The following is a 24922-nucleotide window of genomic DNA, read 5'->3' on the forward strand; positions in this document are numbered from 1 at the left end:
AGGCTACAGCACCCACGTAGGAAAGATTTTTTTCTTCACTTTAAAGCGTTTTTCTTTGACTTCATCTACCCGCGCTTGGGAAATGGCCACGTAACTTTGCTTGTCGTAAATGTCGATTTTGCCAATCTCTTTGGCCTCCAATCCCATCTCGCCCGTGAGCGCACCCAAAATGTCGCCAGGGCGCAATTTGTCTTTTTTACCTCCTTCAAGCACAAGGGTACGAAAGGGAGGTTTCATGGAAAAACCACGGCTTACATGTAAGGCATCTTCGCGCTCAAAGTGGCGAGAAGGCGCTTCGTACTGGGCGATTTTTTCCCACTCTCTTGAGGTGTAAAGGCTCACCGCCAACCCCTCTTCCCCTGCGCGCGCGGTGCGTCCGATGCGGTGGGTGTAAGACTCTAGGGTGTGGGGCAAGTCGTAGTTGATGACCATGGCAAGGGCTTTGATGTCAAGACCGCGCGCGGCGACTTCCGTGGCGACCAAGACTGAACAACTGTTGTTCGCAAACTGCACCAACACGTCGTTGCGCTGGTACTGCTCCAAATCTCCATGCAAGGAAAGGGCGTCCACCCCTCGTTTAAATAAAAAATCTGCCACCGTGTTGGCTTCGACTTTGGTGTTGACAAAGACAAGGGCATTGGAAGGCGTAAAGGTCGCAAGCGCGCGCAAGAGGGCTTCGGGCTTTGTGGAGGTTTCGTAAAAGCGCTCTATTACACGGTTATCTTGCGCTTCCACTTCCACGCTTTGAGGCTCACGCTGAATCCGCTGGCTTAACGCCACAATGTCCTCAGGAAAAGTCGCCGAAAAAAGCAAGGTCTGGCGCGCACGTGGTACAAATGCGATGACCTCTTCTACTTCTTCCAAAAAGCCCATGTCTAGCATCCTGTCTGCTTCGTCTAGCACCAACGTTGTAGCTTCGTCTAACACCAAGGTCTTTTTTTGCAAGTGCTTGAGCACACGCCCAGGCGTACCCACCACCACGTGCGCCCCGTGGGCCAACGAGCCAATCTGCGGCCCAAACGCCGTGCCACCGCACAGGGTTAAAATCTTTAGATTAGGCGCAAAACGGGCGATGCGGCGCAGTTCCTTAGCCACTTGGTCGGCCAACTCACGGGTAGGACACAGCACCAATGCTTGGGGCTTGAACCGTTTTACATCCAAGCGCGCCAAAAGGCCCACGCCAAAAGCGGCGGTTTTCCCACTGCCTGTTTTGGCCTTGGCAATGAGGTCATGGCCTTCTAGGATGCGCGGAAGGGCGGCTTCTTGGATGGGGGTCATGGCGTCAAACCCAAGACTCTCTAGGGTTGAAACTAAGGAATCGGGTAAAGGAAGGGTAGCAAAGGAAGGCATGGGGTCTCTTTTTGGTGAAGTATACCAAAAATCGACGTTCTTTTTTGCCGATATAGCTTTAAGATACCAAAGGAGATGCCATGCACATCACCCAAAGCCACTTCACCACCGCTTCTTCCCACCGCCTTGAACGGGCTTAAAGCACCACTGTACGGGTTCAACAGGGCGAATTAGCCCCAATGCCCCCACCCCAAGCACCTCTTCTTGTAAACCTTGACACTTCTTACGCCCTAGACGACGACTACGCCAACCTCGACCCACGCTACCGCATGTTGGCGTTGTTACTGGAACAGATGTTTGGCAAACAAACCCTTGGTAAAGCAAAAGAAGCCCAGTTTCACACCACCCATCCAATACCCACCGCACATAGCGCACCCGTTCATGCCTCTTCTCCCATCATCCATTACCAAACAAGCCTTGAAGAGCGCCAAACCCAAGTGCTAGAGATGCATGCCAACATCGAGCTAGAGGGCGGGGAAAGGCTTGAGGCTTCTTTAAGTCTGCGCTGGGAGCAGCATTTCATGGAAAAAGACGCTTTTTTCATCCAAAACGGACAGGTATTTCGCGACCCCCTCGTTCTCTCACTGGAAGGGACTCAGCCTCTTGCGCACACCACCTTTGCCTTTAACCTTCAAGGCAACGAGGGAAAACTTGTCCACTTAAACGCCAACAGCGGCTACTTGGTGCTTGATAAAAACGGTAACGGAGTGGTTGAGGGCGGACGTGAACTCTTTGGGCCAACATCTGGCGAAGGATTTAAGGAATTAGCGCGTTTGGATGAGGATGGCAATGGGTGGATTGATAAAAACGACAGTTTTTTTTCTCAGCTTAAATTCTGGCACGTAAGCGCATCAAGCGAGCAACTCCTTAGCCTAGAAGAAGTAGGTATCGGGGCGCTTTCTTTACATGTAACCCCTATGGACTACATACACAAAACAAACGCCACTACCCCATTGGCAGCGTTTAAACATGCCTCTTTGGCGCTTACCGCAACACACCAAAGTGCTGCGGTATTTGAAATAGATATCGCTACTTAGCCCTACACTCTCTCTTTGGAAGAGCTTTGTTTGGTTGAAAGAGAGAGGCTAATATCAGCAATCACATCCAACTTTTGCGTGATGTCTTTCATGGCCTCACTTTCACCCTTAGCTGCAATGCTGATTTTCTCAATCTCTTCTTGGGTCGTGACGATTTCATCGACCGTTTTTTGCAGGGCAGGCACAATGCTGTTGACGACTTGCTGCACTTGCCTGATGGCGATATGAATATTATCCGTCAAACGGTTGCTCTGGTCGGAAAGCTTGCGCACTTCGCTTGCCACGACCGCAAACCCGCGTCCGTGTTCTCCTGCGCGCGCGGCTTCGATGGCCGCGTTGAGCGCCAAAAGGTTGGTGTCACTGGCAATGTGTTTAATGGAACTGGTGATGGAGCCTATCTCTTCCACGGCGTTCATGAGATTTTGCGCAAGCGCGTTGGTGTCTTGTACATTTCGCACTTCACCCGTAAGCTTGCCATGGACCAAAGCAATGGTTTTGGCCGTCTCTTCAATGGAACGAAACGCTTCTTGGGTGATGTGGGAAATATCTTTGGTCTGATCAGCCAAAGTGCTCGAAACCGCGCAGGATTCTTGCAGGATTTTTTGGGAATTGATACTCGTGACAATTTGCGCCAACGAACTCACACTCGCAGGGGTTGCAGTGCGTGGCGGACTGGGAATGATGACTGCATCTTGCTTGAGCCCACTGCCATAAGTAGTGTACAACGCCTTCCCGCGCGACACATATCCGTCGGTCCCGATCACGTACCGCACACTAGAGAGTTTTTCGCGCACTTGAGCACTTTCCCACTCATCGAAAGGAACGATAGTGTAAGTCACGTGGGTGAGTTGGTACTGTTTTAAAAATTTGAGCATGACATTGGCGCCCGAAGAACTGTTGTTAAAAATCACCACTTCTTCGCCTTCGGGGATGCGACTCACTGCCACGAAAAAATCCGTAGGCGGCACAAATTCAACAGCCGTTACCCGCTCTTTGCTATAGGTTTTGACCATTTCATCGTAACGGTTTACAAAACACACAATCAAATCAAACGCCTCAGCATCGTACTGTTTGTAATTTTGCAAAGTTGCCGCTTGGTAAGTCACGGCGCCTTTAAGTGTTGCATCCACGAGAGAGACGAGCTCTTGGGTGGTTGCGTCATTAGCACCAATGAGAAGAAGGGAAGCGCTCACGATGACTCCTTGTTGGTAAAACGTTTTGCCAAATCTATCCTATGATACTTTTAGCAAAACCTCAAAAGAACGCCATCGTGTAGTGTAACAAATTTTAGAGACAAAAAAAGGAGTTTTAATTATAAGCTTAATGTTTCTATCTAAAAAAATTTAAAGATTATAGCACTGGACATCTTTACATGTAGAGGAGGCTTTGAACCTCCTTTGCTACTCAAATGGCTAGCTACTTACAGGAGGGGTGTACTTTAGCACCGTGCGCGCAAAATCTACATTTCTAAAAAAGAGCAATTCAAACACAGGGTCAAGGTGCAACGCCGAAGCCTCTAGGCCTTCAAAGGGCGACACTTCAAACCCAACGCCAACTTTGCTGTTTTTTGGTTTCACGCTTACGCGCAAAGGGGCAAGGGCTTTGGCCATATTGAGGGCGTTTTTCTTCTTTTTTTCATCCAAGCCTTCCAAGAGGTCGCGCGAAGTGCGCGGGGCAAAAAGAAGGGTTTCAAGCAAGTCTACCTTGTCTTTAAAGACCACTTTGTTCCATTTCATGATGAGCTGTTCGGTGCGAATGTCGCAAGAGGTTTGTAAAAGCCCGTGGGGCTTAGTGGCGCGAATCGCTTCAATAAGGCCAAGCAAAAAATTGGCCCCACCTAAGGCAGTAGCGGCTTGCGTCAAACGGGTATGAAAAAGTGTTTTTGTAGGAGTGTCGTACTGGTGGAAGGGGTGCATGAAATGGCCTTTGAAAAAGATAAGGAAGTATAACAAAAGTATCTTTCCTTTTTAGGTACAATCTAACCTTAATTTCATTACAAGGAACAGACGCATGCACCGCTTTTCTTTTTTTAATCGCCTTTCTCTTGAAAATCAATCTATTTTGCTTGCAGCAGCCACCAAGACTACCATCCCCAAAGAACACCTTCTGTTTCATCAAGGAGACACTTGCAGACAAATTTTATTTTTAGTAGAAGGTTCCATTCGTGTTTTTAGAAGACATGATTCGGGACAAGAAATCACCCTATACTACCTCAAGCCTTTTGAACAATGCAATGTCAATATCAACAGTGCCTTTGGTAACACTCCTGCCATCGGGAGTGCCATTAGTGAAAGTGAATTGGAAGGGTATATGATTGATGCTAACGTGCTTCACACGCTTTACCGCCAAGAACAGGCCTATCAAGACTATGTGTTTTCTCTTTTTTCTATTAGATTGGAGGAGTTTACGGAACTTGTGGAAGACATTCGCTTTAAAAAACTCGATGAACGCTTGATGCAATGGCTCCAAGATACACCTGAGCAAACCCTCACCATCACCCATGAAAAACTTGCTTCTCATATTGGCACTTCAAGAGAAGTGGTTAGTCGTTTGTTAAAAACCCTCGAAAAAGAAGGGGTGATAACCCTTTCGCGAGGAAAAATCACCAAATGCCCTGTCCAAAAAAGTTCTTTTTTAAAATGGTTTTGATAGTGGATTTGTGATAAAAGTCACAGACAAAAACCGTCTATTCTGTCATGATACCGTCTCTTAAACAATCCCAAGGAGACCACCATGAAGAAGAAATTCACCCTCGTTTTTTTACTTATAGCAGGAGGCAGTTCGCTTGCTTTTGCCCAAGGCGAACAATTGTTCAACAGCCCCACACTTGGCGGCAGTAAAAACGACGCCTCCTGCGTGACCTGTCACGCAGGAGGCGAAGGCCTCAATGCGCCACTTTTTGATAGAAAAGAGTACGTGATGATGGGGCAAACATTTAGCACGCTTGAAGATATTGTCAACATGTGTATTCAAATGCCCCTTGAAGGAAAGGCCATTGACCCCAACGGAGCAGAAATGAAACATCTTTTAAACTACATGAAGACGTTAACAAAATAGTAAAAAAAAAAGAGTCTTTACATGTAAAGACTCTTTTGCCTCTAAAACATTAGTTTCGCCACTTTACTATGTAGTGTTTTACGTTACACAACGGGCAATAATTTAGAGCGCCAAACACAATAGGCACAAGCCCCAAAAGACCCCAATAGCTCTGAAAAATCAGGCCAAGCGTGACGATTATCACGCCTGCGCTGATGCGAAAGGCTCTGCTTGGTTTTTTAATCCCACATGTCATCATCATTCCTTAGGAAAAAATACTTGCCGTAATGCCCTTGTACCAATCTTTGGTAGCAACAGCCGTAGCTTCGTCGGCATTTTCAAAAAGTTCGGCTTTTACTTTAACAGATTTTTCCTCTAAGTAGGCTTGGTGCGTCACGGCGATGGCTGTGGTTGGACTGACCATAGAGTAGCACACATTCGCAGGAAGCTCCGCGCCCACGCGTGGGTCACGCCCGCTCAAACGTCGCCCAATCTGCTCGCCCGCAATGAGCCCGCACGAGTTTGCCATTTGGGCACTTTTGGGAAAGGGGTACTCCCCAAGCACGTCGCCTACGATGTACACATCAGGGTCACTCACGCTTTGAAACCCTGGAGCCACGACTCTGCCCCATCCCGTGCTTGTCACTGCAAGGCCTGCTCCAGTTAACAAAGCACTGGCTTTGTTGGCGGGGATGATATTGGCATCATCAAAGGCCAAGGTTTGTTTCACAAACTGCTTCGTGTTCACATCAAAGACATCGTAAGCGACGACTTTTTTGGCAAGGTCAATGTTTGTAATGTTGCTCGTAGGCAGGTATTCTAAATACCCTTCATACTTCGCAAACGCTTCCAAAAAGCCCTTAGATTTCGTAGTTGGCTTGTCTCTTGGGTCTAAAAGCACCACCTTGGCCTTGCGTCCCTTGGCTTGAAAATAGCTAGCAATCAGCGCAGCACGCTCATAGGGTGCAGGAGGGCAACGATACGCGCCTTTGGGCACGGTGATGACAAAGACCCCTTCTGTAAAGTTTTCCACTTTTTTCTTTAAGGTCAATTGCTCTTCGCCGCCGGTGTAACTGGCAGGAAACAACGTGCGGCACGCTCTGGCTTCCTCGGCGTCTAGCCCAAAAGGTGCGTAATCGTACTCAATCCCGGTGGCAAGGACTAGCAGGGTGTACGCGTACGTGTTTCCAAGGGTTGTGAGGGTTTTGGCCTTGCGGTCGATGGCAATGACTTTTTCGTTGACCACTTCGTAGCCGTAAGTAATGGCGGGCTCCAAGGGCGAAAACAACAACTCTTCATAGCTTGTGCCCTCTACGCCCCCGATCCACAAGTTGCTGTAAGGGCACGAGGCAAAGACGTTTTTAGACTCAAAAATCACAATCTCGGCCTCTTTATTGTGCTCGCGGATGGCCTTGGCCACACTAAGTCCTGCATACCCTCCACCGATGATGGCCACACGCGCCTTCCCATTAAGAGGGTGTGCTAGGGGCGCTACTGACGTTTTTTGTGCTTCATTTTCTTTGGCAACACCGTTAGTCACCACTGCCGCTGCGCCCAATACACTTAACTTTAATGCGTCTCTACGATTCATTTTTTCACCTTTACATGTAGTAATACAAATCACTATTTTATGGAATAATTGCTCCAAAACATCTCGGCATCATAATCTATTTTTTCATCAATGTCAAGTATTTTGACAAGTTTAATCAAGTTTGATATACTACACCTATATTTCCAAAGGATGACGATGAAAAGAATACTCTTAGCTTTTTTATTGCTAACACAGCTGGCTTTTGCAGGTGACCCTCACAAGGGGCAGATTTTTTACCGTTACGTCGTTTCACCTATCACGGACATGCGTGGAGATGCCTTTACTAAAACACATACTAAAGCAGAATGGGAAACACTGATGAGCAAAGAGGGAAAAGGGTTTTTAACCGCTTACAACATACCCCAAGGCACGCTAGATGCGGAAGCTTTGGAGCACTTGAGGGCGTTTTTCATCCACTACGCCAAAGACAGCGACGTGGTAGCCGTGTGTGAGGAGCTATAGCCCCACCAAAAGTCCCAACCCAAAAAGGCCAAGCACCACGCCTGAGCCTTTTTGAATCCACCCTATTGCCCCATACAAACGTGCTTTAGTGTGGCGATTACCCGCAAGAAGTGCCACCACCATGTCCCACCCAAGCACCACCGCCACCATCCACACCCCGTACCAAAGACGCATTTGCATCCCCGTATCTGGGCTTACCATCGCCCCGAACAACACCCAATAAAACAGAGCATTTTTAGGGTTAAGCACCGCAGAGCCAAACCCAAGGGCCACGTGTTTTCCCCATGCCTTTACATGTAAGGCTTTGCTAGCACTCTCACGCACTTTTGGCGCGCGCAAAAGATGCCATCCGATGTAACACAAATAGACCCCACCAAGGCTTCGCACCACTACAAAAAAGGTTTCGTGCTGGGTCAACAGTGCCGCACTACTGAGCGCCAAGGCGATATACACCCCATTGCCCAAGGCAATCCCCAAGCACACCCCAAAGGCATAGCGCAACGGAAGCCGCAAGGCTGTTTGGATGATGAGAAAAAAATCAGGCCCAGGACTCAACAACGCCAAAAAATGCGCCCATGCTACCAAGAAAAATTCCATAATACTCCTTAGAGTTCTTTCAGAACTCTCAATACGCTTTTAGAGCAAAGCTCCAAAAGCTACGCTAACGCTACGCACACTTACGCAGAAAGCCCACGCACCTTTGGTGCTTTGTGCGTTAACGATGAAGTATAGAAAAATCTAGGCTTTTAAATCTTGTAAAAAATTGCGTTGGTAGGCTTTGGGGGTTTGGGTGGTGAAGGCTTTGAAGTGGTGGTGAAAATGGCTTTGGTCGTAAAAACCGCACATTTGGGCAACCTCGGCGATGACGCGGCCTTGCTGGAGGTAGCGGCGCGCCGCCTCGATGCGGCAGTTGAGCCTAAAGGCGTGGGGCGTGACCCCAACACTGGCTTTAAAAGCACGAATCAACCCGTACACACTCCCACCCGCCGCGTGGGCAAGCGTTTCAAGGGGCAACTCTTCTTCTAGGTTACATGTAAGCATCTCTTGCGCCCGCGCTATGCAAGGAGTACTGGGCATTGCGGGTAAAAAGCGCACGCGCTCTAGCAACGCGCCAAAAAACTCCGTCAGTTTTTCCTCTTTTTCCATCCTAAACCCCTTGGGGTCTAGCAAGGTGGTAAGGGTGTCAAAATAGTGCGCTACCAACGAAGCATCTTCAAGGAGTGAGGTTTGAAAAGGGGCAAACACTTCACGTCCTTGCAAGGACGCGCACCACGCGGTGTCGAGGTAAAGCATCCCGTACGTGCGGGGTTTAGAAGGAGAAGGATTGCACGCATGAAGCACGTGGGGGTTGATGAGGGCTAACGTGCCGCTTTGTAGCGTAAACGCTTTCTCTCCTAACGTAAACTCCACCTCGCCCTCAAGCACCGCCCCGATGCTAAGACGTTGGTGTAGATGGGATTTAAAATGTTCAAAACTGCGGGTCGCAAACCGCGCTTCCGCAAAAGGCAAGGTGCCCGCTTGCACCCTACACGACCCTTAGGGGTGTCGCTTCGCGCGCTAATACTTCGCCGATGATGCACGTGTGTACGTAACCCAAATCCTGAAGCACAGCGATGCTTTGCCGTACTTCTTTTTCAGGCAAGGCTACCAGTAAGCCACCCGAAGTTTGCGCGTCAAAGAGCGTGATGTCCACGTCGTCCTTACATGTAAGGAAACGCTCAACATGCGATTTGTTGGCATAACTTCCTGCGGGGATGATGCCCATGTCTGCGTAAGTCTTGGCACTCTTTAGCACCGGTACCGCCCCTTGGGCGATGCACAACGTGACCTTATCTGCCGCCATTTCCAAACCATGTCCCAACAGTCCAAAACCCGTCACATCCGTGCACGCACTCACCGCCAAAGGACGCAATGCGCGCATAGCGTGGACGTTGAGCTGCGCCATAATCTGCGCGGCTTCGCACGCCTCGGCATCACTTAGCAAATCTGCCTTGATAGCGGTCGAGAGAATCCCCATGCCAAGGGGTTTGGTGAGGAGTAGCACATCGCCCACGCGCGGCGTGTTGTTGCGCCAAAACCGCTTAGGATGCACCATGCCCGTCACCGAAAGGCCATAGTACATTTCAGGGGTTTCGATGGTGTGTCCGCCTGTAACGACCCCGCCGCATTCTAGCACCTTGTCGCGTCCGCCTTCTAAGATTTCCCGCAAAAGCGCACGGGGATGGTGACATCCATCAAACCCCACAAGGTTCAACGCACTGAGCACCTCTGCCCCCATGGCAAACACGTCGCTGAGGGAATTTGCCGCGGCAATCTGTCCGTACACAAAGGGGTCATCCACCACTGGCGTGATAAAATCCACCGTTTGCACCAAAGCTTGGGTTTCGTTGAGCGCGTACACGCTGGCATCTTCACTGCCTTCACTGCCAACAAGCACGTTTGGATGCGGGGCATAAAGGCCGCTAAGGGTGTTTGTGAGATCCTCCGGACCCAACTTAGCAGCACAACCCGCAGCCTTGACGTATTTAGTCAGCTTGGCTTGGTTGTTTAAAATCATGACATTCCTTAGAGTTTTTTCAAAACTCCTGACACGCCTTTGAAGCAAAGCTCCAAAGACTACGCTAACGCTGAGTTCTCCTCAGCGGAGGGTTCGCGCACCTTTGGTGCTTTTGGCTTCCTTACAGGCTAATCACATCCTGAGCGTTTAGGAGCATTTCGATGGTGCTGTACGCATTGCCAATCACCCCTACTTTGAGGGCATCTTGCACCTTGTAAAACTCCAAGCACACGCCGCATGAGTAGATTTCTACGCCTTTATCAGCAAGAGCTTTGAGCACGGCGATAACGTCACTTCCCTCGGGTGCAGTAGTGAGCAAGACGCCCTTGTTGACACAAATAATGCGGCTTGGCAAGGCTTTTTGCTCTAGCACGGTTTTTAAAAAACCAACCATGAGCATTCCGCCTAACTCGCCCTCGCCCACTTTGTCATCTTTAATAAAAAGGGTTTTGTTCAAAAATCCACTGGGAGCCGAAGGAACGATGTCGCAACCGTAGCCCTTCACAAGGGTGATGAGCGTTGCATCGCCTTGGACGCTCTCGCGCACTTCACACCCGCTGTTTTTCCCAAAACGCATGACGTTTTCGCGTGAGGCAACGGAATTGACAAGCACTTCAAGGACGGCGTCCTCTGGCAAAGATTCAAGGGCTTTTTTGGTCTCAAGGACAGGCTGGGGACATTCTAAATTGCGGCAATCGATTTGCATTATTACTCCAAAATGGTGGTTTACATGTAAGGGGTTTGGCGCTTGAACTCAAGCCTAAAAAGAAGCTGCCCACATTTTGTGGGCAAAGGGGTTATTTGAAATTGGTAGCAATCCACGCTTGCGCGGCTTCAACGGTGTCAAACTTCTGGCTTTTAGCCACTTGTACGCCACCTTCGTAAAAACGGATGCGAATGCCATCTTGCACTTCGTCTATCTTGATGCGGGTAATTCTTTCAGTGTTAAGATACACACGGTCGTTTAGTTTAATAAACATGGTCACTCCTTTTAAATTTCGCTGATTCTATCATGTTTGGACTAAAACTACGAAAACTCCCGCTTATTGCGAGGTTTTAAAAATAGCTCTTTAAAGCGCTCGTTGGCGTACGCTTCGATGTCTGCTTGCAAGGTTTTGTACGCGTCCATGAGTGCATATGCTTCAGGAGTTAGGGTCGTGCCGCCACTTTCACCGCCGCCTTTTTGAGTTTCCACAAGAGGGCTTGGGAAGCTTTTTTGCAAAATCTGAATGTGACTCCACGTTTTTTTGTAATTCATCCCCAGTTTTTCCGCCGCCCCTGAGATAGAACCTGTTTGCGCTACATCTTCTAAAACTTCGGTTTTGCCCTTACCAAAAAGCAGTTCGCCTTTTTCGTTCTCAATCCATGTTTTGGTTTTAACATAAAGCCTGACCCGTTTTTTTTCTTTAAAACAGCCCAGTTCGCAATATTTCACATCAATGTTGCATTTATCCAGTGTTCCACGGACTTTTTTAAGCCCAACGCCTGCGGCCGTGCCTCTGGCATCTTTGCAAAACACTTTTTTATTTTCATCCAACAAAGGCTCTAAGCGCGTTTTAACTTCGTCACTAAACTCATCTTTTTCCAATTTTCCAAACTGCCCCAGTTCACAATCACTGATGCGCACACCCATGGCTTTGGCGGTGTCACCTACGGTGCGCACCGCTTCTTTTGTTTTGGCGGCAACCTTGTAGGCATCTTTACATGTAAGCTTGCCTTCTTCGTTAAGGTTTTCTTTGATGTGGCGCTCTAATTCAGACATGGATGCGCTCCGGCGCGTTGTAGATGTTCATGCGGTCATTGCGGGCAAAGCCCACCAATGTAAGGTTAAATTTCTTGGCAATCATGAGTCCCAGACACGTGGACGCAGTACGTGAGACAAGGATAGGAATCCCGTGCATGACCGCTTTGGCGACCATCTCTGAAGAGAGTCTGCCGCTCACCATCAAAAATGCTTTAGAAACATCAGCACCCGCTAAACGCGCTTTGCCAATGGCTTTGTCGATGGTGTTGTGTTGGGCGATGTCTTCGCCGATAAAAAAGGTTTTCTCATCAAGAAAAAGCTTGGCCGTGTGCACACAACCTGTTTGCTCATACAGCGGACACTCGGTATAGAACTGGCTCATTTGCGTTGAAAGAAGGCTTGCTTCGATAGTTAAAGGGTTGTGAATGACCTTTGCCTCAATGGCTTCGGGGTCGATGTTGGCTGTCATGCCGCGCCCGCAACCGCTAATGACTACCCCTTCAGCATTAAGTTTGCCAATATTGGCGGCGTTGACTTTGGCTTCAATCTCTACACCCATGCCATCATTCACCAGCTCCATGCGTGTAATATCATCAAATGTTTCAATGATATTTTCACTCATCAGGTACCCAAGCGCTAATGCTTCTTGGTCTACAGGTGTGGCCATCACCGCACCCACGCGTTCACCATTAACAATGAGTTCGAGTTTAATTTCACGCACAAGAGTGTCATCAGTCTCTATTTTTTTGCCGTCTTTGATTTTTGTAATCTGTGTGGTATATACGGGTTCCATCATCTGTTTCCTTCTTTTAAAATACGCAATCTTAGCACATTACCCCCTAAGGTAAGTTACTAAAACCGTGTAAAAAGGCAGCGCCCACTCCGGCACCGCCCCTTACATGTAAAGCAAAGGCGACTTACACTTCGCCTTTTTCTTTAAGTTTCTTGTAGTACGAAGAGTGCAATATCCGCACTTCTTCTTCTTCCATGTGGCCATCGATGATGCTATGTACCGCACCTTTAATGGCGAACATAGACATGTACACATGGGTAATAAACAGTGCAAGCACAGCAAAGCCTACCACGTTGTGCAAAATAGCCGCTAAGCGTAGCAAGTCAATCTGGCTAAGGCCTGTAAGGCTTACTAGCATGCTCATGTCAAAGTCAAGCAAGTACATCATTACACCCGTAATGACCATGACAAGACTGCCTAGGGTTGCTATCCAGAACCACATCTTTTGGCCTGCGTTGAACTTACCTGCAGGAATGGGCTTTTTCTCCTTAGAGAGATACCCGCCTAGAATCATCATCCATTTGATGTCATCAGTATTTGGAATGGCTTCTTTGACCCACATGAAAAACATAGGAATCACGACAAGTGCAAAAGGAATGGTAAAGAGTCCGTGCAAATCTTTGCACAAAGTAACAAACCACCCTCCCCCAAAGAAACTTCCAAACACCATCACGATACCCGTAGGGATAATGACGATAAAGCTAATGGCTGCAATTTGGTGAATAACACGGTTAAAAAGGCTGAAGACTTTAATCTTCTTTCCCCCATGAGGAAAAACCTTAGGGCCGATGACCAAATAGTGCAGTAAAAAAACCGCAGGCACGCCTACGATGATGGCTAAAAAGATAGGGACAAAGTATTGGTTTTGTAAAAGGGTGAACAAAGGACCAAGACCGGTGCTTCCCTCTTTGCCGTAGCCAAAGATATTTGTGATGCGTCCCTCGCCCCAGATGGGGTTCTCAGCGGCAAATACCGCTGAGACCATTAGGGGGAGAAGGAGCAGAGCACCAAGACGGTGTTTCATCTTTTGCTCCTTCATTAGTACGCTGTACTCCACCCATAAGGCATACCTTGCGTTCCTTTGCCTTTACTAACAAGGCGCTGGCGGTAGATTTCAGCAACAGACTCACCATCACCTACTAACAAGGCTTTTGTGGAACACATGGCCGCACATACAGGAACTTTGCCCTCAGCAATGCGGTTTTGTCCATAGAGTTGACGCTCTTTTTCTGAGTTAGTCTCTTCTGGGCCGCCTGCACACATGGTACATTTATCCATAGCTCCCTTGGTACCAAAGGCACCATCGCGTGGGAACTGCGGTGCGCCAAAAGGACATGCATATAGACAATAGCCACATCCAATGCAAGTCTCTTTGCTGTGAAGGACGATTCCATCTTCTCGCACATAGAAACAATCCACCGGACACACCGCTTCACATGGCGCATCGGTACAGTGCATACATGCCACAGAAAGGGAGAACTCTTTGCCCTCGACCCCTTCATTAAGCGTGATTTCTTTACGTCGGTTTACACCTACGGGAAGCTCGTGGGCTTCCGCACACGCAACGCTACATCCGTTGCAGTCGATACAACGGGCCTCATCACAGTAAAACTTCATTCGCTGCATAATTTCGCTCATGACTCACCCCCTACGCTTTTTCGATGCGGCAGAGGCCGCCTTTGGTTTCGGGGATTTGTGTAATAATGTCATACCCGTAGTTCGTTACCGTATTTGCACTTTCGCCTCTTGAATATGGCGTGGTGCCCTCAGGATAACGCTCTGTCAAATCCTTACCTTGGAAATGCCCTGCCCAGTGGAATGGCAAAAAGATGCGATCAGGCAGTACTGACTGTGTAAAACGTGCCTTAACCTTAATCTTCGTACCTTCAGGTGAATGTACCCACATCATCGAACCGTTTCGGATGCCATGCGTTGCTGCCAAGTCAGGGTTAATATCCGCAAACATTTCTGGTGTCAATTCAACCAAGTACTTAGAGCCCCTGTTTTCAATACCTGCACCATTCATGTTAACCAAACGTCCCGTTACCAAGTTGATAGGGAACTCTTTGGCAAAATCTTTGCTCTGCTGAAGCGAAGCAAACTTTGTTGTTACACGGTAATGTCCTTTGCGATCATTAGCAAAAGAGGGGTATTTTTTAGCCAAATCAGTACGTGGCGAGTGGAGCGGCTCACGGTGAATTGGCATCATGTGGTCAAGTTTTTCCCACTCCCACACAATACAACGCGCTCTGGCATTACCATAAGGGGCAACACCTGCTTCCATACATTTTTGCGCAATAAGATTGCTCTTATCTACTTTCCAGTTAGCGCCCATAGCTGCTTTTTCAGCATCTGAGAGCTTAATGCCAAGAACTGCTTCGATGTTATCCTTAGTAATTTCTGGATAACCGCCCTTGACTTTGGAGCCTTTCACTGTAGCCGCAGGACCTGCAAGCTGGCTTACACCGTTGTGCTCTAGGCCATAACGGTTTCTAAAGCCCATACCGCCTTCAACAACAGGACGGTCGGTGTTATAAAGAATTGGACTACCGCTGTGGGTTTCTGTCCAGCAAGGCCATGGAAGACCATAGTACTCGCCTTTCATTGGGCCAAAGCCACGTCCTGAAATCTCATCAAACATGTGCCAGTTGTCCGTATGCTTTTTGATACGCTTGGCTGTCCAGCCTGTTAGGCCGATGGTTTTAATAATGCGAGCGATTTCATCGGTTGCATCATCAGGCCATGTAAAGGTTTTTTTGTTCTCTTTCATGAGCATAGCTTTGGTGTACTGCTCGTAAAAGCCTAGGCGCTTGGCAAGTTCAAACATGATTTCATGGTCAGGCTTGGACTCATACAAAGGCTCAATGACTTTATAACGCCACTGGGCACTTCGGTTAGTAGCCGTTACAGAACCTTCGGTCTCAAATTGTGTTGATGAAGGAAGAAGGTATATGCCATCTTGCTTGTCGGTCAAAATAGCCGCTTCGTTCACAAAAGGGTCTGCAAGAACAAGCATCTCAAGAGCATCTAGCCCTTTTTTGATTTCTGCTTGCTGAGCAATACCTGTAATACCATTACCCAAAACAAAAAGCGCTTTAAGGCGTGTGCCCGCATTGTTGCCAGTGCTGTCTGCGCCACCGGTTGCGCCCTCATGCCAACGGGCAAGGGTGAAACCAGGTTTGCTCATCATCTCTTTTGATTTGTGCTGGGAAACAAGCCAGTCAAAATCCACACCCCATTGGGAAGCGAAATATTTCCAAGCACCTTCAGCCAAACCATAATAACCAGGCAAGTTATCTGCCAAACAACCCATATCTGTGGCACCCTGAACGTTATCATGGCCACGAAGGATATTAGTACCGCCGCCTTCTTTACCCATGTTGCCAAGAGCAAGCTGAAGGATTGGAGCGAGACGTGTGTTGCCTGTACCAATATTGTGCTGAGTTAAACCCATCGCCCAAATCAGTGTACCAGGTCGGTTTTTAGCATACACATTTGTAATTTGAATTAATTTCTCTGCAGAGACGCCTGTGACATCTTCCACCACTTCGGGTGTCCATTTTTTGGCTTCTTCGCGAATTAAGTCCATAGCATACGTTCGGCTATCAATATGCTCTTTATCTTCCCAACCGTTTTGGAAAATGATGTTAAGCATGCCGTACATAAAGGCGATATCTGTTCCTGGACGAATGGCTGCATGGAAATCTGCTTTTGCAGCAGTTCGTGTAAAGCGAGGGTCTACAACAATAATTTGTGCATTGTTGCGCTCTTTGGCTTTCAAAAAGTGCTGAAAACCTACTGGGTGATTTACCGCTGGGTTTGCACCAAAAATAATAATAGCTTTTGCGTTTTGGATATCTCCAAGTGAGTTGGTCATAGCGCCATAACCCCATGTATTCGCCACACCGGCGACTGTTGCACTATGTCAGATTCGAGCTTGGTGATCTGTGTTGTTTGTTCCAAAAAATGCTGCAAACTTTCTAAAATAGTAAGCTTGCTCGGTACTGATTTTTGCTGAGCCTAGAAATTGCACCGCATCAGGTCCGTCTGTTTTTTTAAGGTCAGCCATTTTTTTAGAAATTTGATCAAGGGCTGCATCCCAACTGATGCGCTTCCACTGACCATTTTCTTTGACCATTGGGAATTTTACACGCGTTTGTGCACGTGCTAGATCGATCATTCCCGAGCCTTTACAGCAGTGACCGCCAAGGCTGATAGGATGGTCTTGGGCAACTTCTTGGCGTACCCATACACCGTTTTGAACTTCGGCGATAACACCGCAGCCAACTGAACAAGACGTACAAATGGTCTTGACTAATTTTGAACCTGGGAATGGGTTTTTAACCTCTTCCTCGGTTGCGCTTCGTGTTGCTCCGCTACTTGCAAAGCCCGACGTTGCTCCAAATGCACCCGCTATTGCGGCCATTTTTAGAAAGCTTCGTCGCCCGACTTTGTGCGCTAGAACACGTGTTGCGTTCTCTTGCATCGAACTCTCCTTAGATTACTTGGCAGATTGGTAATATGCTTCCCAAGCCTGCGTTTTTTTGTAAAGAATCTCTGTCTTTGGAGATTTCCCTACAACAACACCACCCGAACTGTATGACTGCTTTCCTGAAGCGGCAACTGCTGCAACAGCAGTAACAGCACCAGCGACCGCTGCTTTTTTCAAAAAGCCACGTCTTGCCTCGACCATACAATCCTCCTTATGATGAATTTAACTTCGCGAAGAAGTTACCTTTGCCTTACATGTAAAGCAAAGGTAACCCCTTGAGGTTACGCGTCACAGACTCCTGACTCGCAAGATGCTTTAACTGCACGCTCTGCATCACGCTTGGCTTTGTTGGCCGCACGACGCTGCATCTCTTGTTCATCTGCCAACTCTTGCTTTGTTTTTTTAGCCTCTTTTTTGGGCACTTTTGCCACTTCAAAATAGAGCCGTTCAAACTCCATAAACGCATTAAGTAAAATGGCTACATCTTTGTAAACATCGCTTTTGTTGTGAGTAAAGAGTGCCTCGACAACTTCATCCACAAAAGGGTTGATGATTTGCTCAAACAAACAATGCTGAATGTTGTCGTATTCTTTGTGTCCCTCAACACTCAACGCAACCAAATCGTGCATAAACGTCAACAAGAAAGGCAATGTATCTTCGTTGTCTTTAAAGGTGGCTTCATTGCGGCGGATTTTTGTTTTAGCAATAAATCCACGCACCTCAACCAGTTTTTTACCCGCCTCATGCCCCTCTTCATAAAAAGAGGCTGAAGTGCGAATCACACGTCCTACAAAGGCATGAAAAAGTGCGTCGTACTCTTCAATTAAGGGTTGCGTTCCTTGCGTGTCCAGTGTGGTTAATACTCTTTTTGCCGCAGCACCTGAATGCTCATCAAGGGGATTGGTCCCAATAACCGCCAACGCATCGTCAACGCCTTCAAAACGATTAGCCTCCGTAGAATACACAAGAAACTTGCTCAGTAGACCATAATAAAGGGCACGTGCTTTGTTGGTGGAAGTTTTATCAATCATTATTTTACCTTTACGCCCATGACGGTCGTTTGAACGCAAATGCAAAGGAGAGTATCGTATTACCTTTGACGGCATGCACCGCATCCACTTGGTCAATGGCTGTTTACCGAATTGTAGGGACTCTTCCATTAAAGCTTTCTTAATAAAAGAGCTAAAAAGTCCTGTTCATAGGGGTTTTATAGGGGTTTTTCTCTACCCATCGAAGGTAAAAACGATGGTTAAGAGTGGTTTTCTTTTTTGTTTTTTTGTATTTATATTTTTCTATTTTTCCCCATAGTTCGATGGTCCAAAAATATGCAAATTTTGCATATTTTTGGACAGAGTCAATACAAATTATAACAAAAACAAATCAAAGTATTTTGTTAAATTTTTCCTTCTTTTTGTAACTTTTTGTAGTACGAAGAGTGCAATATCCGCACTTCTTCTTCTTCCATGTGGCCATCGATGATGCTATGTACCGCACCTTTAATGGCGAACATAGACATGTACACATGGGTAATAAACAGTGCAAGCACAGCAAAGCCTACCACGTTGTGCAAAATAGCCGCTAAGCGTAGCAAGTCAATCTGGCTAAGGCCTGTTAGACTCACAAGCATGCTCATGTCAAAGTCAAGCAAGTACATCATTACACCCGTAATGACCATGACAAGACTGCCTAGGGTTGCTATCCAGAACCACATCTTTTGGCCTGCGTTGAACTTACCTGCAGGAATGGGCTTTTTCTCCTTAGAGAGATACCCGCCTAGAATCATCATCCATTTGATGTCATCAGTATTTGGAATGGCTTCTTTGACCCACATGAAAAACATAGGAATCACGACAAGTGCAAAAGGAATGGTAAAGAGTCCGTGCAAATCTTTGCACAAAGTAACAAACCACCCTCCCCCAAAGAAACTTCCAAACACCATCACGATACCCGTAGGAATAATGACGATAAAGCTAATGGCTGCAATTTGGTGAATAACACGGTTAAAAAGGCTGAAGACTTTAATCTTCTTTCCCCCATGAGGAAAAACCTTAGGGCCGATGACCAAATAGTGCAGTAAAAAAACCGCAGGCACACCTACGATGATGGCTAAAAAGATAGGGACAAAGTATTGGTTTTGTAAAAGGGTGAACAAAGGACCAAGACCGGTGCTTCCCTCTTTGCCGTAGCCAAAGATATTTGTGATGCGTCCCTCGCCCCAGATGGGGTTCTCAGCGGCAAATACCGCTGAGACCATTAGGGGGAGAAGGAGCAGAGTGCGTAAAGAATTTTTCATGCCACCCCCTCTAGTGCACCGCAGCACTAACGATTTCCACGTCGCAAAACGCGCTTTGTAATAACATCCGAAACAGAAGCCGAATCGCCTGCTAGCAACGCCTTGGTGGAACACATAGACACGCACACAGGCAATTTTCCCTCGGCCAAACGATTTTGTCCGTAAAGTTTATATTCCGCATCACTCAATGTCTCTTCTGGGCCACCCGCACAAAATGTACATTTGTCCATGGAGCCTTTTGTTCCAAACACACCAGAGCGTGGGAACTGCGGTGCGCCAAAAGGGCACGCATACAGACAATAACCACATCCGATACATGTCTCTTTATCGTGCAGTACAATTCCATCCGCACGGATATAGAAACAATCCACCGGACACACTTGCTCGCACGGGGCATCGGTGCAGTGTTGGCACGCGATAGAGAGTGTTCTCTCCTTGCCTATAATCCCCTCATCAAGCGTGATTACCCGACGACGGTTTACCCCAACAGGGAGATGATGGGCTTGTTTGCACGCTACATCACAACCATGGCACTCAATACAACGATTCTCATCGCAGTAAAATTCCATTTTAACGTTTGTTGTTGACATGGCCCACCCCCCTAAGCTTTCTCAACACGGCAGAGTGTACATTTTGTCTCTGGTGTTGTGGTTACAATATCAAATCCATAACTAATGATGGTGTTTACCGCTTCGCCTAGGGCGTACGGCTCCATTCCTTTTGGATAGCGACCCACGATTGATTCGCCTTGGTAAATGCCCGAGAAAGTATATGGCATAGAAACCGTATCATAAGCCACGCGGTAGCTAAATTTGGTCTTAACTTTAATGCGCAGTCCGGTAGTTCCATAAACCCACACCATATCCCCATCTCTAAGACCCAATTCATGGCCCTTGTCTGGGTGGATTTCTAGCAATGGTTCAGGCTCAACTTCTGCCAAGTACAAAGATGCACGGCTTTCCGTGCCCGTACCAAGGTGCGCTACAACACGGCCAGAAAGGAGTTGAAGCGGGTACTCTTTTGCCCAAACTTTCTCATTTTGGCGACTTTCGTATTTAATGAATGCACGATAATGGTTCTCTTGGTCTTTGTAGGTTGGGTACTTAGAAATCAAATCAGGCCGTGGCGAATGAAGCGGTTCACGATGCTTTGGAACTTGGTCAATCCACTCCCACACGTGGGTTCTTGCCTTGCCGTTTCCATAAGGACAAAGACCCGCTTGAAGTGCTTTTTCAACCAAAATATTGCTCATATCCGTGGACCAGCTCTTTCCTTGCACTTTCTCTTTTTCTGCTGGAGTTAGAGTGGTTCCAGTGATTTGTTCAACGTTGGCAGCCGTAATATGGTCGTGGCCTTTTACCCCATTAGAGGAACCAACAACGGCAATATCTGCCAACAAGCTTTCGCCGCTTGGTGCCTTTGGCGTCCAGCGGGTTCTAAAGCCCATACCGCCTTCGCTTGCAGGAATGCTATTGTTATAAAGGATTGGAGTGCCTGGGTGTTTTTCTGTCCAACACGGCCAAGGAAGACCAAAATACTCGCCCTTAAATGGTCCTGTTCCTCGCAATGTTTTGGAGTCAAACATGTGCCAGTTTTCGCTTTGGGCTTTGATGCGTTCAGGCGTGATGCCTTGCAAACCAATACTGCGAATCGCTTGGGTGTATTCACGGGTTGCATCTTCTGGCCATTGGAAATTGCCTTTACCATCACCCATTGCACGTACTAATTCATTGTAAAAACCGAGTTTTTTAGAGAGTTCAAACAAAATATCATGGTCAGTTTTGCACTCATACATAGGCTCAACCACTTTATGACGCCACTGAGTACCACGGTTTGTGGAGGTTACGGTTCCGCTGGTTTCAATCTGACTCGCCGCTGGAAGGATGAAAAGGTTGTTTTTCATTTCTGCGATGGCAGCCATGTCGTTTACAAACGGGTCAATGATGACGCATAATTCTAGCTTTTCCATTGCCTCTTTTGTGACATTTGTTAAAGAGATTGCAGAAAGACCGCTTCCCATATTCATCATACCACGGACTGGCGTGCCTGTATTGTTTTTGGCATTGCCTTCATCCAAAACACCAAAACGCCACGTAGCCACACTAAAGCCTGTTTTGTGGAGCATTTCAGGGGTTTTAAACCGTGATTGCATCCATTTGTAGTCCACTTTCCAGTTAGAGCAAAAATATTTCCAAGCACCCTCAGCCAAACCATAATACCCTGGAAGCGAGTGGGCAAGGTTGGACATATCTGAAGCACCTTGAACGTTATCGTGTCCACGGAGAATATTACATCCACCGCCTGGTTTTCCAAGGTTTCCAAGAATGAGTTGCAAAATAGCCGTTTGGCGCGTATTTCCAGTACCCACGGAATGTTGGGTCAATCCTTGGTTGTAAATGAGCGTAGCAGGCTTTGCCCGTGCCATGGTTTCCGTAATCTCGATGAGTTGTTGCGCTGGTACACCTGTGATGTCTTCTACCACTTCAGGAGTGTACTGTTCTGCTTCTTTGACTGTCTCCTCAAAACCATACACACGCTGAGCGATGTACTCTTTGTCATGAAGATTGTTTTTGATGATATGTCGAATCATGCCGTACATAAAAGCGATGTCAGTTCCTGGGCGGATTCTGGCAAATATGTCTGCTTTGGCAGCTGTTCGGCTGTAATGAGGGTCAACCACAATGATTTTTGCACCCGTTTCCTTGGCGCGCAAAATATGCACCATGCCGACAGGGTGGGCTACCGCTGGGTTAGCACCGATAATAAAGACGCATTTAGAATTTTGGATATCGCCTAGGTGGTTTGTCATGCCGCCATACCCTAATGTATTCGCCACACCGGCGACTGTAGGAGCATGTCAAACGCGAGCTATGGTGTCAATATTATTCGTTCCATAAAATGCTGCAAATTTTCGTAAATAGTATGATTGTTCCCCAGAAACTTTAGAAGAACCTAAAAACATCATGCTATCTGGACCATATTTGTCTCGTAAGCCTTGCATTTTTTTAGAGATTTTATTCATAGCGTCGTCCCAACTGACGCGCTTCCATTCACCGTTTACTCTCTCCATTGGATAACGAAGACGTTTTTCGCTTCTAACGCGGTCAATCATATCCGCGCCCTTACAACAATGTCCACCAATACTTACTGGATGGTCTGCTGCTGGCTCTTGGCGAACCCAAACTCCATTTACAACTTCTGCTATAATTCCACAGCCGACTGAACAATAGGTGCACACGGTTCGTACTTTTTGTGAAGAGGGGTACTTTTCCTTCAATTCCTGCCCGCTAGCAGGTCTTGTCACCTTTGATTGGTCGGCACCTAGTGCTTGTGTAGCACCTGCTGCGCCTGCGATCGCACTCATCTTCAGAAATTTTCTTCTGCTGATGCCGCAACTACTCCATGTTTCGCTCATCTTTTTCTCCTTAGGTTAATACGCATTTTTGTAGAAATCTTCCCAGTGACGTGTTTTTTGATACAACACTTCTACTTTTTTAGACCTGCCTTTAACCACTGTAGCTGAAGATTTTTCAGCTCCCAAGCTTTGGGATGCAAGCAACGACGTACCAGCAGCTGCTAATACGGTTGTTTTACCTGCATTGACCAAGAATGACCGTCTTGGATTTGGTTGGTGTTCCACGGGCGTAACCTCCTTTATAAGATTTGGGAAATACCCACACAAAGTTTCCAAAAAACCTTGCGTAGGCATTGCCTACTATTTAAGATACTCCCTTTCAAAAGCCATAAATCCCTCCAAAATCTGGATAATGTCTTTGTAGTGGTTAGCCAAAGAGTGCTCTTTTACCTCATCCATAAATGTTTTTATCACAGGAGAGATGTATGTATTGAAAATCTCTTGTTCTTCCACAACAAACGCTTTTCCTTCGACGCAATAACGCATCATTAAAAAAAGATAGCCCAGATGGTCTTCCGTCTCCTTAAAAATCTTTTCATTGCGTCTTATGGGCAAGGCTTTGAGTGTTTGGCGAATATCAACTAAAATTTCCCCATTTAAGCGTCCCTCTTTATAGTGGGAAACATAGGGCAAAACCATTTCACCCTTCATGGGAATCATAAAAATATCATCATACTCTTTGAGCAAATTTTCCACACCGTTAGCTTCCAACTCTTCGTGCAAACGTTCAAAATTTTGCGCCACCACATCTTCTAATGGAGAGCTTTTAAATAGTCCTATTTGTTCTTGAAGCAACCCAGCTCGCCCCTCCAAAAGAGGGTACAAAAAACACCCCGCAAAAAAGTCATAGTAGAGTGTGCGGGCTTGGTCAATGCCAGACATGGCTTGCGTATCCCTTGGTGCTTTTTGCACAGATTTCATTCATTAACTCCTTTTTCATTCTTTACATGTAAGGCTTGCACCAAAGCACTTAAGCGTCTATCGAAGTCCTCTTGAGGCTCTTTTGTCTCCTCAAAACTCATTTTTACTAAAGCTTGTTCTTTAGATAATGCTTCTTCAAATTCTTGTGGTGATTTTGCCCACAAAATCGCCTTTTTGTCATAAATCCGACGGTACAATTCATTGACACAATAGATTGCTTTTTTGGTAGATTCTGGAAGTTTTGAGTCATACACGACCACATTTACCCCAAGGTTTTGAAGCATTACAAGCCAATGCCAATCACTAAACCCTCCGCATCCTTGCACCACCACAGGCACAATCCCCTCTGGCAAGGCAATCCCTCTTAAAGATTCTAACGCCCAAGCAGGGATGACAACCAAGCGCTTATGGGCACATTTTTGGACTGTTTTTTGAAGCATTGCTTGGGTAAAGGGGATGTAATCTAGCGCTCTTGTCGGGCAACCATGCAAACACTCTCCACAGCTTGTGCACTCAAGCTGCGCTATAGTAACCTCATCCAAAAGAGTATTGACACTAATGGCTTTTACTGGGCAAATCTCTTGGCATTTTTGGCAGGTACTTGTGTCGCAAAGGGTGCTATCGTAACGGATAAGGTTTGGATAATTAAAAATTCCAGCCCTGTTGCGCAAATTTTTCATAAGGTATTCTGGTTCTGGATACTCGCCAACCCACTCAACCCCTGTAAGATGAGGCACGTTTGCACTCTCATCGCACACAATAATTTGCCCAAATGTAGCCATCTCTTCTTCATTTTGCCTTAATTCAAAACAGCCCAATTTTCCGCCAATTGATTCTAAATTTTGTGGACTTACACAGCGGATATCATCAAAATAGTATTGGGTTAAGGTTATTATGCTTTGCACACTTTCAAGCTCCTCATCGCCGATTATGGCGACGCTTCTTGGAACTGTTACGCTTTGGGTGCGCTTTCCTCCAAGAGAGTGGCGCATTTGACGCAAATCATAAAGCAACTCCATAACCTCATGCTGTTCAGACTGGCTCGCCTTAGAGTGAAGCACGTACCAGTTGATTTCAGGCGCGTACACCTCGCCCAAGGAAGGTTCGTTGGATATAAAAGCGTTGACATAATGGGCCCCTTCATGGTCCATCACCATAATCTCGCCCCCATTTTCAAGGCTTGTTGGGATTTCGGGATTCATCACAAAGAGATATTTAACCTGATACACAG

General features: G+C 47.0%; 27 protein-coding genes. 4 read left to right on the forward strand and 23 right to left on the reverse strand.

Annotation, left to right across the window (positions count from 1 at the left end; translation table 11 throughout):
* Positions 1–3: 3 nt before the first annotated feature.
* Positions 4–1350, reverse strand: a complete 1347-nt coding sequence (gene dbpA / locus JWV37_RS00870; RefSeq protein ID WP_205457752.1) for an ATP-dependent RNA helicase DbpA — start codon at positions 1348–1350, stop codon at positions 4–6.
* A 179-nt stretch (positions 1351–1529) separates the two neighbouring features.
* On the opposite strand from dbpA, the gene JWV37_RS00875 reads away from it, so the two are divergent.
* Positions 1530–2387 carry an SPM autocatalytic domain-containing protein gene (locus JWV37_RS00875; RefSeq protein ID WP_205457753.1) on the forward strand — a complete coding sequence of 286 codons (858 nt, stop codon included), beginning with the start codon at positions 1530–1532 and terminating at the stop codon, positions 2385–2387.
* Between the two features lie 2 nt (positions 2388–2389).
* Here JWV37_RS00875 and JWV37_RS00880 read toward each other — a convergent pair whose 3' ends face one another.
* Both JWV37_RS00880 and JWV37_RS00885 read right to left on the reverse strand, forming a co-directional pair.
* On the reverse strand, positions 2390–3580 hold the full coding sequence (locus JWV37_RS00880; protein ID WP_369407629.1) for a methyl-accepting chemotaxis protein: 1191 nt from the start codon (positions 3578–3580) through the stop codon (positions 2390–2392).
* A 219-nt stretch (positions 3581–3799) separates the two neighbouring features.
* The gene (locus tag JWV37_RS00885) at positions 3800–4303 is read right to left on the reverse strand and encodes a hypothetical protein (RefSeq protein WP_205457754.1); all 504 of its coding nucleotides are present in this window, start codon (positions 4301–4303) and stop codon (positions 3800–3802) included.
* Between the two features lie 94 nt (positions 4304–4397).
* On the opposite strand from JWV37_RS00885, the gene JWV37_RS00890 reads away from it, so the two are divergent.
* Both JWV37_RS00890 and JWV37_RS00895 read left to right on the forward strand, forming a co-directional pair.
* The gene (locus tag JWV37_RS00890) at positions 4398–5036 is read left to right on the forward strand and encodes a Crp/Fnr family transcriptional regulator (RefSeq protein ID WP_205457755.1); all 639 of its coding nucleotides are present in this window, start codon (positions 4398–4400) and stop codon (positions 5034–5036) included.
* Positions 5037–5120: 84 nt separating this feature from the next.
* Complete coding sequence (locus tag JWV37_RS00895; protein WP_205457756.1) at positions 5121–5444, forward strand: c-type cytochrome; 324 nt, start codon at positions 5121–5123, stop codon at positions 5442–5444.
* A 49-nt stretch (positions 5445–5493) separates the two neighbouring features.
* Here JWV37_RS00895 and JWV37_RS00900 read toward each other — a convergent pair whose 3' ends face one another.
* Entirely contained in the window at positions 5494–5679 is a 186-nt protein-coding gene (locus JWV37_RS00900) for a YgaP family membrane protein (RefSeq protein ID WP_205457757.1), read from the reverse strand.
* Between the two features lie 9 nt (positions 5680–5688).
* Positions 5689–7014: an FAD-dependent oxidoreductase gene (locus JWV37_RS00905; protein ID WP_205457758.1), complete on the reverse strand. Its 1326-nt coding sequence runs from the start codon at positions 7012–7014 to the stop codon at positions 5689–5691.
* A 156-nt stretch (positions 7015–7170) separates the two neighbouring features.
* Between JWV37_RS00905 and JWV37_RS00910 the strand changes: the two genes are divergently transcribed.
* Positions 7171–7476: a hypothetical protein gene (locus JWV37_RS00910; protein ID WP_205457759.1), complete on the forward strand. Its 306-nt coding sequence runs from the start codon at positions 7171–7173 to the stop codon at positions 7474–7476.
* Here JWV37_RS00910 and JWV37_RS00915 read toward each other — a convergent pair.
* The 18 genes from JWV37_RS00915 to JWV37_RS12875 all read right to left on the reverse strand — a co-directional run bounded on the left by JWV37_RS00915 (position 7471) and on the right by JWV37_RS12875 (position 24920).
* Positions 7471–8073, reverse strand: a complete 603-nt coding sequence (locus JWV37_RS00915; protein WP_205457760.1) for a LysE family translocator — start codon at positions 8071–8073, stop codon at positions 7471–7473. The two genes, JWV37_RS00910 and JWV37_RS00915, sit on opposite strands and share 6 nt — an antisense overlap.
* A gap of 141 nt (positions 8074–8214) precedes the next feature.
* Positions 8215–9000 (reverse strand): AraC family transcriptional regulator, encoded by a 786-nt coding sequence (locus JWV37_RS00920; protein ID WP_205457761.1) that lies wholly within the window; start codon positions 8998–9000, stop codon positions 8215–8217.
* Position 9001: 1 nt separating this feature from the next.
* Entirely contained in the window at positions 9002–10033 is a 1032-nt protein-coding gene (selD, locus tag JWV37_RS00925) for a selenide, water dikinase SelD (protein WP_205457762.1), read from the reverse strand.
* Positions 10034–10154: 121 nt separating this feature from the next.
* Positions 10155–10739 carry a sulfurtransferase-like selenium metabolism protein YedF gene (gene yedF / locus JWV37_RS00930; RefSeq protein ID WP_205457763.1) on the reverse strand — a complete coding sequence of 195 codons (585 nt, stop codon included), beginning with the start codon at positions 10737–10739 and terminating at the stop codon, positions 10155–10157.
* Between the two features lie 91 nt (positions 10740–10830).
* Entirely contained in the window at positions 10831–11013 is a 183-nt protein-coding gene (locus JWV37_RS00935) for a sodium-dependent tyrosine transporter (protein WP_205457764.1), read from the reverse strand.
* Positions 11014–11060: 47 nt separating this feature from the next.
* Positions 11061–11795: a winged helix-turn-helix domain-containing protein gene (locus JWV37_RS00940; protein ID WP_205457765.1), complete on the reverse strand. Its 735-nt coding sequence runs from the start codon at positions 11793–11795 to the stop codon at positions 11061–11063.
* Entirely contained in the window at positions 11788–12570 is a 783-nt protein-coding gene (fdhD, locus tag JWV37_RS00945) for a formate dehydrogenase accessory sulfurtransferase FdhD (protein ID WP_205457804.1), read from the reverse strand. Before fdhD ends, JWV37_RS00940 begins: the two co-directional genes overlap by 8 nt.
* A 124-nt stretch (positions 12571–12694) precedes the next feature.
* Positions 12695–13594, reverse strand: coding sequence for a formate dehydrogenase subunit gamma (locus tag JWV37_RS00950; protein ID WP_205457766.1), 900 nt, complete (start codon positions 13592–13594; stop codon positions 12695–12697).
* 14 nt (positions 13595–13608) lie between these two features.
* Entirely contained in the window at positions 13609–14208 is a 600-nt protein-coding gene (gene fdh3B / locus JWV37_RS00955) for a formate dehydrogenase FDH3 subunit beta (RefSeq protein WP_205457767.1), read from the reverse strand.
* Positions 14209–14218: 10 nt separating this feature from the next.
* Positions 14219–17056: a formate dehydrogenase subunit alpha gene (locus tag JWV37_RS00960; RefSeq protein WP_205457768.1), complete on the reverse strand. Its 2838-nt coding sequence runs from the start codon at positions 17054–17056 to the stop codon at positions 14219–14221.
* A 15-nt stretch (positions 17057–17071) separates the two neighbouring features.
* Positions 17072–17263 (reverse strand): twin-arginine translocation signal domain-containing protein, encoded by a 192-nt coding sequence (locus JWV37_RS00965; protein ID WP_205457769.1) that lies wholly within the window; start codon positions 17261–17263, stop codon positions 17072–17074.
* A gap of 80 nt (positions 17264–17343) precedes the next feature.
* Complete coding sequence (locus tag JWV37_RS00970; protein ID WP_205457770.1) at positions 17344–18093, reverse strand: TorD/DmsD family molecular chaperone; 750 nt, start codon at positions 18091–18093, stop codon at positions 17344–17346.
* Positions 18094–18455: 362 nt separating this feature from the next.
* The gene (locus JWV37_RS00975; protein WP_205457771.1) at positions 18456–19355 is read right to left on the reverse strand and encodes a formate dehydrogenase subunit gamma; all 900 of its coding nucleotides are present in this window, start codon (positions 19353–19355) and stop codon (positions 18456–18458) included.
* 26 nt (positions 19356–19381) lie between these two features.
* Complete coding sequence (gene fdh3B, locus JWV37_RS00980; RefSeq protein WP_205457772.1) at positions 19382–19945, reverse strand: formate dehydrogenase FDH3 subunit beta; 564 nt, start codon at positions 19943–19945, stop codon at positions 19382–19384.
* An 11-nt stretch (positions 19946–19956) separates the two neighbouring features.
* A complete protein-coding gene (locus JWV37_RS00985) occupies positions 19957–22770 on the reverse strand; it encodes a molybdopterin-dependent oxidoreductase (RefSeq protein WP_205457773.1) in 2814 nt (937 codons plus the stop codon).
* A 15-nt stretch (positions 22771–22785) separates the two neighbouring features.
* On the reverse strand, positions 22786–22995 hold the full coding sequence (locus JWV37_RS00990) for a hypothetical protein (RefSeq protein WP_205457774.1): 210 nt from the start codon (positions 22993–22995) through the stop codon (positions 22786–22788).
* A gap of 75 nt (positions 22996–23070) precedes the next feature.
* Complete coding sequence (locus JWV37_RS00995; protein ID WP_205457775.1) at positions 23071–23691, reverse strand: TorD/DmsD family molecular chaperone; 621 nt, start codon at positions 23689–23691, stop codon at positions 23071–23073.
* Positions 23688–24920, reverse strand: a complete 1233-nt coding sequence (locus JWV37_RS12875) for a 4Fe-4S dicluster domain-containing protein (protein WP_205457776.1) — start codon at positions 24918–24920, stop codon at positions 23688–23690. The genes JWV37_RS00995 and JWV37_RS12875 overlap by 4 nt, the downstream gene beginning before the upstream one ends.
* Positions 24921–24922: the final 2 nt, after the last annotated feature.

Origin of the sequence: Sulfurospirillum tamanense (genome assembly GCF_016937535.1) — a bacterium.
GTDB lineage: Bacteria > Campylobacterota > Campylobacteria > Campylobacterales > Campylobacteraceae > Sulfurospirillum_B > Sulfurospirillum_B tamanense.